Here is a 510-nt window from a genome sequence, read left to right as displayed (position 1 = left end):
GATAAAAGATGATGATTAATGTAAGCAAAGGTCCGAAGATCAACATTCGGTACTCTTGAAGAAATTGCAGATTTTGCGAAAGTATTACGAGCAGTAACGTTCCCACCAACGGTCCCGAAAGTGTCCCAATTCCACCAACTAAGAGATACATCAATAGGTCGAACATAATGGAGGTTGAGCCGATATCRGGTCCAATAAACCGAATGAATGAAGCATACAGGGCTCCAGCCAAACCTGCGAAAAATGTAGAAAGGACAAAGGCCGTCAGTTTATTCTTCATCGTGGATATACCAATCGTTTGAGCAAGGTCCTCACTATTCCTGATGGCCATATACGTTCTACCTGTTAACGAATGGATAATCCGATACATGACTATGATCACCGCAAGCAGAAACACAAGGACAAGATAATATTGTGAAGCTGCCGTATCGAATGTTATTGGACCGATATTACCTGGGGCAGGGATGCCAATCAATCCTCTAACCCCCTCCGTCAGCCCCTCCCATTTAT

The 510-nt window shown here is 43.6% G+C and carries 1 protein-coding gene; it reads right to left on the bottom strand.

Annotated features, from left to right (window positions below; genetic code table 11):
* A partial coding sequence (locus AC1DUW_RS32235; protein WP_477644639.1) for a branched-chain amino acid ABC transporter permease occupies positions 1–510 on the bottom strand: 510 nt, incomplete at both ends.

Source organism: Peribacillus sp. P4_C12 (assembly GCF_056402095.1).
The sequence above is the reverse complement of the archived record's forward strand: the minus strand, read 5'-3'. Positions and strand labels throughout refer to the sequence as shown.